The 9438-nt window shown below is 61.4% G+C and carries 9 protein-coding genes and 1 riboswitch; of the genes, 6 read left to right on the top strand and 3 right to left on the bottom strand.

Annotation, left to right across the window (positions count from 1 at the left end; all coding sequences use genetic code 11):
• The 3 genes from CSZ94_RS29145 to CSZ94_RS01880 form a co-directional block, all read left to right on the top strand.
• Positions 1-1694: tetratricopeptide repeat protein (locus CSZ94_RS29145; protein WP_219725956.1), on the top strand; the 1694-nt coding region annotated here is incomplete at its 5' end.
• An 88-nt stretch (positions 1695-1782) separates the two neighbouring features.
• Positions 1783-2556, top strand: a complete 774-nt coding sequence (locus CSZ94_RS01885; protein WP_102119921.1) for a substrate-binding periplasmic protein — start codon at positions 1783-1785, stop codon at positions 2554-2556.
• A 112-nt stretch (positions 2557-2668) separates the two neighbouring features.
• Positions 2669-3202 (top strand): hypothetical protein, encoded by a 534-nt coding sequence (locus tag CSZ94_RS01880; protein ID WP_102119920.1) that lies wholly within the window; start codon positions 2669-2671, stop codon positions 3200-3202.
• A 123-nt stretch (positions 3203-3325) separates the two neighbouring features.
• Here the strand turns inward: CSZ94_RS01880 and CSZ94_RS01875 are convergent, their stop codons facing one another.
• The gene (locus CSZ94_RS01875) at positions 3326-3961 is read right to left on the bottom strand and encodes a TetR/AcrR family transcriptional regulator (RefSeq protein WP_102119919.1); all 636 of its coding nucleotides are present in this window, start codon (positions 3959-3961) and stop codon (positions 3326-3328) included.
• Positions 3962-4028: 67 nt separating this feature from the next.
• On the opposite strand from CSZ94_RS01875, the gene CSZ94_RS01870 reads away from it, so the two are divergent.
• The 3 genes from CSZ94_RS01870 to CSZ94_RS01860 all read left to right on the top strand — a co-directional run bounded on the left by CSZ94_RS01870 (position 4029) and on the right by CSZ94_RS01860 (position 5798).
• On the top strand, positions 4029-4553 hold the full coding sequence (locus CSZ94_RS01870) for a DUF2867 domain-containing protein (protein ID WP_102119918.1): 525 nt from the start codon (positions 4029-4031) through the stop codon (positions 4551-4553).
• An 85-nt stretch (positions 4554-4638) separates the two neighbouring features.
• Positions 4639-5250, top strand: coding sequence for a nicotinamide riboside transporter PnuC (gene pnuC, locus CSZ94_RS01865; RefSeq protein ID WP_102119951.1), 612 nt, complete (start codon positions 4639-4641; stop codon positions 5248-5250).
• Positions 5250-5798 (top strand): AAA family ATPase, encoded by a 549-nt coding sequence (locus tag CSZ94_RS01860; RefSeq protein WP_102119917.1) that lies wholly within the window; start codon positions 5250-5252, stop codon positions 5796-5798. The genes pnuC and CSZ94_RS01860 overlap by 1 nt, the downstream gene beginning before the upstream one ends.
• On the opposite strand, the gene CSZ94_RS01855 is transcribed toward CSZ94_RS01860, so the two are convergent.
• Both CSZ94_RS01855 and CSZ94_RS01850 read right to left on the bottom strand, forming a co-directional pair.
• The gene (locus CSZ94_RS01855) at positions 5795-7930 is read right to left on the bottom strand and encodes a TonB-dependent siderophore receptor (protein WP_102119916.1); all 2136 of its coding nucleotides are present in this window, start codon (positions 7928-7930) and stop codon (positions 5795-5797) included. The two genes, CSZ94_RS01860 and CSZ94_RS01855, sit on opposite strands and share 4 nt — an antisense overlap.
• 87 nt (positions 7931-8017) lie before the next feature.
• A riboswitch (TPP riboswitch) is annotated at positions 8018-8115 on the bottom strand.
• A 67-nt stretch (positions 8116-8182) separates the two neighbouring features.
• Entirely contained in the window at positions 8183-9340 is a 1158-nt protein-coding gene (locus CSZ94_RS01850; RefSeq protein ID WP_102119915.1) for an iron-containing alcohol dehydrogenase, read from the bottom strand.
• Positions 9341-9438 lie beyond the last annotated feature (98 nt).

The following is a 9438-nucleotide window of genomic DNA, read 5'->3' as shown; positions in this document are numbered from 1 at the left end:
CTTTTACAACCGCCAGCGGCGCCACTCGCGCCTCGGCAATGTTCCGCCCGCGTTGTTCGCTGAAAAATTCAGCAAACAGACACGGGCGGCTTGAAACAAGAGTGTCCGCTATTGACAGTACACCTCAAGGACGCCTGGCGTCGCTTATCTTCTTGTGCTGCCTGCTTGCCTGCAAAATGCCAAACGACACGAAAGAAGTCCTGCCACGCAACCAAAGCCTGCCACTTTTCAATCCCCATGTTCCTGATTTCATTTGCGAAACCGAGGCGAGCAAAGTACCGCCCATCGATGCGCAAGCGGAGGACTGGTTCCTCGAAGCGCGCGCCATGGAAGACCCTGAAATTTTCGTGGAAGACCGCGATTACAAAAAAATCGTTGATCTGACGCGTCAAGCGGCAGAGCGGTTGCACTGGAAGGCGATGCTCAATCTGGCCAGCTTGTATGTGGAAGGGCGCGATCCCTTGCATGGAGAGGAAGAAGCGGTGCAACTGGTTGAAAAGGCGATGCGGCTCGGGATTCCGGCGGCATATGACCGGATGGGGACGTATTACGCGAATGGCACGGGTGTCAACGGCGACATCACGCGTGCCTATGCCTTCTGGCAAAAGGCAGCACAGATGGGTAATCCTCAAGCGATGGATTTTTTAGGAGAAAAACTAACCGCAGGAAAAGATTATCCTGGTGCCGAAATGTGGGGTAATATTCCTGTGGCAATCAAGATGATGGAGTGCACGCTGGGGCAGGGATATGGCCCATCCGCATATGATTTATCTTATTTATATGTTGTATTAAGAACGCCTGACGGCACGTCTGATGGGGAAAGAACAACTGAAACCAAAGAACGTGCTTTGCAAGTATTACATACCGGAGTAAGGCTGGGCTGCGAGAAATGCGCAAACAAACTCACGATTGAATTCGGCGATCCGTTTGATCTTGCAAATATGCTGGTTCCGTATATTGATAAGGCGCGAGCGGAACGTTACGGCGTACTTAGTCGTGCCCTCGGTTTCAACCCCAATCGCCGCTTTCCCAACCTCGATAAAATCTTGCCATTGCCACCGGCCGATCTGCCGCCGTGGGATGGTCAACGAAAGAGCCTGCTTGACGCCGCCATGGGCGTTCGTCCGCCGCCGTCCATCCCGAAACCGGGCGCCGCCGCACTTTCCCGGGAGCCGTATTTCCTGGCCGCCGACTATGCCCTGCGCCCTGCCGGCTTGCACAGCGATGCGCCGACCGCGCCATTTTCGGCGTATTGGCAACCCGCCCAAGGGCAGGGCTTGACGGAGCCGGCCCGGCTGCTGCGCAAAGGCGAAGAGTTCCGCCATTTCAGCGTGCTGGTTGCCGCTGGCAAGAGCCGTTATGGCCCCGTGACGTGGGAACAGTGCCTGACGATACGGCACAACCAAGGCGCCGTGGAACCGCGCGCGGCGCGCGGTTTGCTGCGCGATGTGGCGCGGCCCGAGCCATGGTTGAGCTGTGCTCGCGGGCAAGCCTGTCCGGTCAGCGGCGTCTGGCAACCGTGGGTAGCGGCGGACCATCCGCTGCAGGCCATCGTCAACCAATACTGGCGCCAGGCTTGGCTGACCCAGGGCGCGCCGTTCCCGCAACCGCGCCGCGACTGGCTGCTCGATTTGCCTGACGACGAGGTGACGTGGCATTTGATGGATATGTCCCTTCCAGCAGCACAAAGCTGATGGAAAATTGATCGTCATGCAGTGCATCCAGGCCAATCGGGCATACACTATGCGCGGGATCAATTGAATCCACGCATCTAAAAAAGTGATGAAAATGAAAGTTGTCAGGCTGTTTGCAATGCTCGCTATCTTGCTGGCGCTGCCTGGCCAGGCGCTCGGCGAACCGCTCAAGATTGCCACCATTCTCGGCCCGCCATGGGGATTCATGGGGAGCGACGGCCAGCCCACCGGCATGATGTACGAAATCGGCAATCGCATCGCGGAAGTTGCAGGCTTGCGCTACACCAATTCCCTTGTCCCTTGTCCCTTGTCCGTTATCCCTTATCCCAGAACCGGCGCCGATATTGAAAACGGGAGCGCCGATGTGATCATACGCTTCGGCAACGATCAAATGACGCGCGGCGCAGTGCCGGCAGGCGTCGTCGTGTCCATGCCTGTCATCCTCGTGGACCCATCCGGCAAGAACTACAGCAAGCTGAGCGAATTGCACGGGAAGACCGTCGGCGTGGTACGCACCAGCAAATATGTGGAGCAATTCGACACCGACAAGGCGATCCAGAAGTATCCCGTCAATGACTATGTCACCATGGCAAAGATCTTGGCGATGCGACGTTTGGACGCGGGGGTGGGATCGAGTATGGGCCTGTTTTACGGCGCGTACATGGGCGGCGTGAAACCGGAAGACATAGGCGTTCCGCTCGTCCTGGGCAGCAACGATTTCATTTTGTTTATTTCCAAGAAAACCGCAAAGCCGGAAACGACTCGGGCACTGAAAGAGGCGCTCGATAAGCTCTCGGCTAGCGGCGAGATCAAACAGATCATGAGCAAGTACAGCAAGTCATTCAGTCTGCCACAGAGATAAACCGTCCCCTGACGCCCATGCGCGTACTGCACACATGCTGCCGTCTGTCGCGCGGGAAGTGCCACGTATAATTCCTCCACTATCCACCGCTATTCTTTTACGACAGGCCCCCATGCCCGATACTCCCGATATGCCGCCGGATTGGCACGCGTTTGAAACGGTCTATGACGTTGAAGCAACCTGGTTCAGGCTGGCCAGCGCCTCGCTGGCGCTGCTGGGCGCGTCCGCTTTCAAGGATCAGGCATTTTCAGCCTTTGCCTTCAATGCCGTATCGCTTCCGTCCATTTCGTTGAGCTTTGACATCGATCCCGATAACCGGCAGCGCGATGACTATCCTCCGGACTGGTCGAACGAGTGCATGGAAGCCGACGTGCCGGAAATTGGCCAACTGTGGGAGGAGGGCCACGCAAGGATCGAAGATGCGTTGCGCGAGCTGATTGACGCTGCCGATGATGAATTGCTCTGCGCCATCGAGGAGGGCTATCTGCACAGCCTGAGGAAAACGATGGTGCGGCTGGAAACGAGCCATGCTTTCGAGCACATCAAGACGTGCACGCCGTTCTGGACCGTGGTCACGCAAGTCGATGCCGATACGGACGAAGAGGAGCGCCTGCTCGAGCAAGTGCGCCAAGGCCTCCTTGCGTGAGCTTCCGCCGCCATTGCCGGCCGCATGGTGTGTAAATCGTCAGTTTTGGACGGTAGCGTCTGCTCTGAATGAGGGGAGGACGGACGTGCAATCTGCACCTGTGCTGCTGGTCACTGATTCATTTTATTGCTTTTCTCCCGCTGGCTGATGCGCCTGCCGCAAGGCCGCCACCGGCAACTGAAAAAAGCGCGGCACCATCGCTGGCGATAGCTCGTCGCCGCTGTCCGCCATGGCCAGGCGCCCGCTCAGCAGCAGCATCACGTAGCCGTGCCCCAGCGACCAGCCGGCGCTGGCGGCGGCCTTGTCCCAGCGCGCATCGAGGCCCGCTTCGCGCACGGCCGCGCCGGCCGTCTGCAGCACATACTGGAAGCACGCTTGCGCCGCTTCCTGCAGGGCGGGGAACTGGCGCACGTCCTGGTGCTCGAACATCAGCCGGTAGTGGGCCGGCGCGGCCAGGGCGAATTCGATGTATTGCTGGCCCAGCAGCTGAAAACGCTGCTCGGCGGGCAGGCTGCCCGGCGGCGGCAGTTCTGCCTCCCATTTGACGATCAGGCTGGCGAAGCCGGCCGCCGCCACCTCGGCCAGCAGGGCTTCCTTGCTGGGGAAGTGGCGGTAGACGGCGGCGATCGACACGCCCACCGTGCGCGCCAGTTCACGCAGCGAGAGGGCGGCGTCGTGCTGCTGCGCCAGTTGCGCGATGGCGGTGGCGACCAGGGTGTCGCGCAAGTTGCCGTGATGATAGTTACTCGTTGTTGTCATTCTATGTTATCGCTGTTCACATTGTCGTGTATGATGGTCATGTTATCACTGAACACATGGAGAGCACATGCAAGAGATGAACCTCGCCGTCCGCGCCGTGGCCTTGCCGCCGGGCGCCAGCATCGCCCCCTTGTATCCGGGCAGCAACCTGGCCGACGCGTATGCCGTCGAGCTGCCGAACGCGCGCGCCGGCGAGCTGGACATGGAAAGCCTGGCGCGCCAGCTGCTGGGCAGCCAGCCGGGCTGGGCGCGCAAGTTGATGCTGCTGCGTGACGCCATCGTGGCGCGCTTCGGCATCCGGACGGCAAAGCAGATGGAGGCCAGGCCAGGCAAGCGCATCGGCATCTTCCGCATCTTTGCCGTCAGCGACGATGAAATCATCGTGGGCGAGGATGACAGCCATCTCGATTTCCGCATCTCGGTGCTGCGCCAGCGCGACGCGGGGCAGGAACATTTCGGCAGCGTCACCGTGGCCAGCGTCGTGCATTGCCACAATAGGGTGGGACGCGCCTACATCCTGCTGATCCGGCCTTTCCACAAGCTGATCGTGCAGCGTTCGCTGGCGCGCGCCGTCAAGGGGGGCTTTGCCTGAGGAGAAAGGGGCGTGACGGCGCGGGCAATCTTGCTTATTCATGGCCGGTATTGCATACTGCGCCACCAGCCTCATCACGATTCCCATGAACGATACGCTTCTCCTGCTGGGTTTTGCCACCACGCCGCTTGAACTGATTTCCTTTGTCCTGGCACTGACAACCGTTGCGCTGAACATCCGCCAGAATCACTGGGCGTGGCTGTTCGCCATCATTTCCTCGGCTGCCTACGGTTTCGTGTTTTTCGAGTCGCGCCTGTATGGCGACATGGCCTTGCAACTGCTGTTCATCAGCGTCTCGTTCTGGGGCTGGTATCAGTGGCTGCACCCAGCCCGCGGCGGCAAGACCCTGCCCGTCACGCGCCTCGATGGCCGCGGCTGGCTGGCCTGCGCCGCGGGCTGGCTGATCGGTTTCCTGCTGATTGCCGGGCTGCTGACGACGACGGACACGGACGTGCCCCATGCGGATGGTTTCCTCACGGCAGGCAGCCTGGTGGGGCAATTCTTGTTGTCGCGCAAGAAGCTGGAAAACTGGATCGCCTGGATCGTCGTCGACGTGCTGTATGTCTGGCTGTACCTGCACAAGGGCCTGACCCTGACGGCCGTGCTGTATGGCTTCTTCGTCGTGATGGCCATCATCGGCTTGCTGGCGTGGAAAAAGTCGGCACCGGCCGCGCCCGACGCCATGGTCCTCAAGTGATGGCGCCTTGCGTGCGCGTGGCCATCCTGGGCGCGGAATCGTCGGGCAAGTCGACCCTGGCGGCCGCCCTGGCCGAGCGCTACGGCAGCGTCTGGGTACCGGAATACTTGCGCGAATTCGTGGCAACGCAGGGCAGGGTGCCCGTCGCGGCCGACCAGTATGGTATTGCGCGCATGCAAGTCGAACGCGAAGCGGCAGCCGCCGCGCAAGCCCGGAACTATCTGTTTTGCGATACCACGCCCTTGATGACGGCCGTCTACAGCCGCCATTATTTTGATGGCGCGGACGCGCAGCTGGCGGCGCTGGCCGATGCCACGCACTACGACGTGACCCTGGTGACGGCGCCCGACAGCCCGTGGGTGGCCGACGGCTTGCAGCGCGAGTCGGAAGCCGTGCGCCAGCTGATCTACCGCTACCTGCTCGACGAGCTCGACGCGCGCGGCATCGTCTACCACGTGTTGCGCGACAACCTGGAGGCGCGCCTGGAACAGGCGGCGCCTTTGCTGCTGCAGGCGCTCGCTGCAGCGCCTGCCATTTCCCTCAATTAAAAATCGAACTGCGCCGACAGTTTAAATGTCCGGCTGGCGCCCGGGTACAGATAGCCATCCGATTCCGGCGTCACGTCGCGCCAGTAGAACTTGTCTGCCACGTTGTTGACGGCGGCGCGCAGTACGGCTGTCTTACCGGCGATGCGCGTGGCCCAGGCAGCGCCCAATTTGAACACGTTGTAGGACGGCACGAAGGTCGTGTTGTTGTACTCAAATGCTTTCTTGCCCGCATATTCCCAGCTACCGTTGACGCTCAAGCCCGCCACCTGTTGCACGGCGTAATCCGCATGCACGGCCGCCTTGAAGGCGGGCACGTTGGGCACGCGCTTGCCGTCGAGCGATGCCTCGCCCGTGTTCGATTGCTGGCTGTTCAGGGCCGTCAGCGAGACGCCCAGGTTCAGGTCGCGGCCCGCCTTGCCTTGCGCGGATAATTCCAGGCCACGGTGCTGCGCCTGGCCTTCACGCACGAAGTAGCCGGCAGCGTTCTGGAATTCCAGGCCCTTGCGGATATGGAACAGGCTGGCCGCCAGCATGAAGTCCGGCGTCACATCCATCTTCACGCCCAATTCGATCTGCTTCGAGCGGCTCGGTGTCAGCTCTTCGTTGGCATTCATCGCCTTGCGGTCGGCCGTGCCGCCATGTTCCATGCCCTGCGAGTAGGCCGCATATACGGAGATATTGTCGAGCGGGGTGTAGACGAGCGCCACGTTGGGCAGCAGGAAGTCGTGCTTGGCGCGGATTTCCGTGTCGGCCTTGAGCACATACTGGTAGCCGTCGACATTGATATGGCGCAAGCCGCCATGCAACTTCCAGTTTTGCGCCAGGCTGACGATATCCTGCACGAAGACGGCGTTTTCCGTATCCTTGCGCACCAGGCGCACGGGGCCCGTGACGCCGGGCGAGGTGCCGACGATCTGCGGCCGGTAGATGTTGCTCACGCCTACCCAGTCGTACACGTAGAGGCCGGCGCGGTCCTTGCGGCGGAAGGTCGACACGCCGGCCGTGAATTCATGGCGTAGCGAGCCGGTGGCGAACTTGCCCTGGATCATGGCTTGCGCGCTCAGCGGCTTTTTCGTCTCGCCCAGGCTGCGGTAGTCATACACGTCATAGTCGCCATTGCCGCAAAAGCCCGGATACAGGTCTTGTCCGCTGCAACCATACGGGAAGGCCGTGTAGTCGTCGCGCTTGAACGAGTGCTGGTTGGCCGACAGGGTGGCGTGCCAGTCGTCATTGAACGCGTACTGGAAGCGCAGGCCGATATTGCTGGTGACGGTTTCCACGGGGCGCGTCCACGGCTGCAGGTTGAGCATGGCGTCGGCGCTGATGCCGGTCGGCAAAGTGGTGTTATTCAGCAGCTGGAAGCCGGGCGCCGTCGCCTGCGCCTTGTCCTGGTAGTCGGCATCGATTTGCAGCAGCGCTTGCGGCGAGATTTGCCAGTCGAAGGCGCCGGAAATGAACTTGCGGTTGCCATCCGCACCCTTGATGTAGGAGCGCAGGCGCTCGGCCGCGACGTTGACACGGTAACCGAAGCGCGTGTCTTCCAGGCGGCCGCCCAGGTCGATGGCACCGTACAGGGTGCCCCGTTCGCGCGTTTCCACGGTGACGGTGCGCAGCGGCGCGGCGGTCGGGCGCTTGACGATGAAGTCGATCACGCCGCCCGGCGCGGCGACGCCCGCCTGCAAGCCGGCCAGGCCTTTCAGGACTTCGATGCGTTCCTTGTTTTCCAGCGGAATTTGCGTGTCGCCGGGAATGGCCACGCCATCCTTGCGGTAGCTGGAATTGTTGTCGAGCTTGAAGCCGCGGATGGAAAATTGCTCCGCATAGCCGACGGCGTTGTAGGCGTCGTTGATGCTGGTGTCGAGCTTGACGGCATCGCTGAGATTGCGAATTTGCAAGTCCTGCATGTCTTTTTGCGCAATGACGGTGACGGACGCGGGCGTCTGCAGCAGGGGCGCGTCGGAAAAACCGCCCACGGAGGCGCGCTTGGCGGCCGGCGCCTTGCTGGCCGTGACGACGACTTCAGCCATGCTTTGGGCTTGCGGGTCGGCTGCGTCGGAGGCAGAGGCGGGCGCGGCAAACGCGTGCAGGATGGCCAGGGTCAAAACGGAAATAGATAAATTCGGTGTGGACATAGATTGCTCGTGGTTCAAGCCGTCTCTGGGGAAAGAATACGGCAGGCTGCTTGTTCGGCTGGCGCCAACGCAGGAGCTATCAAAGGAGGGAGGTACTTTGCGCTTTCCTTCGCTGGCATTATCCAGATCAGGTACGAAGGGTATCTCTCACCCGGATGACTGCTCCAGGACCCCTAGCGAAATGACAGCTTAGCATGAAGCACGGCCAGCTGTCCCACCTGGCTGACCGTTTTACAACAGTGTGGCTTGAATCTATAAGCTCAATTCCAGCACCTTGCGGCTGACGTCGGGCGTGATGTCGCGCTGTTCGCCCAGGGCCGTCATGCCGTGCGCTTCCAGGGCGGCCACGACGGCATCCACGCTGGCATGGTTCAGGCCGTAGTCGGCCAGGCGCGTCTTGACGCCCATGTGGCGGAAGAAGAATTCCGTGCGCGCGATGGCCGCCTCGATGCGGCCATCTTCGTCGCCGCCGTCCAGGCCCCACACGCGGGCCGCGTATTGCAGCAGCTTGGCGCGCTTGGCTTGCTTGCGCACGCGCAGCATGCTGGGCAGGATGATGGCCAGGGTTTGCGCGTGATCAAGTTCATACAGGGCCGTCAATTCGTGTCCGATGGCGTGCGTGGACCAGTCCTGCGGCACGCCCACGCCGATCAGGCCGTTCAAGGCCAGGGTGGCGCTCCACATCACGTTGGCGCGCACGTCGTAGTCGTCGGGGTGCGACAGGGCTTTCGGGCCTTCCTCGATCAGCGTCAGCAAAATGCCTTCGGCGAAGCGGTCCTGCACCGACGCGTTCACAGGGTAGGTCAGGTACTGTTCCATGACATGCGCAAACGCATCGACGACGCCATTGCCTACCTGGCGCAGCGGCAAGGTAAACGTCTTCGACGGGTCCAGCACGGAGAACTTCGGATACACCTTGCGGCTCATGAACGAGCGCTTTTCCTGCGTGGCCTTGCGCGTGATCACGGCCGAGCCATTCATTTCGGAACCCGTGGCCGGCAAGGTGAGCACCGTGCCGAAGGGCAGGGCGGCCTCGACGATCTTGCCGCCTTGCGCCAGGATGTCCCAGGCATCGCCTTCATGCAGGGCGGCGGCGGCGATGAATTTGGTGCCATCGACCACGGAGCCGCCGCCGACGGCCAGCAGGAAATCGATGCGCTCGTTTTTCACCATGGCCACGGCTTGCATCAGGGTTTCGTAGCTGGGATTGGGTTCGATGCCGGCAAATTCGAGCACCGTATGGCCGGCCAGCGCCGCCCTGACTTCATCGTAGACGCCGTTGCGCTTGATGCTGCCGCCGCCGTAGGTCATCAGGACCCGCGCCTGCGGCGGGATCAGGCTGGCGATGGCGGCGATCTGGCCCTGGCCGAAGAGGATTTGCGTCGGATTGTAAAAGTCGAAATTGAACATGGGGCTCCTGGCGCTGAAGTGTAGGCTGTTGCTGAGCCATGATTATGGCCGAACGGGTGGAAACGTGTCGTGGACGCTTGAGCTTTTCGGCCGCGCGG

The organism is Janthinobacterium sp. ROICE36 (assembly GCF_002869965.1).
In the GTDB taxonomy this organism is placed as follows: Bacteria; Pseudomonadota; Gammaproteobacteria; order Burkholderiales; family Burkholderiaceae_D; genus Janthinobacterium.
The sequence above is the reverse complement of the archived record's forward strand: the minus strand, read 5'-3'. Positions and strand labels throughout refer to the sequence as shown.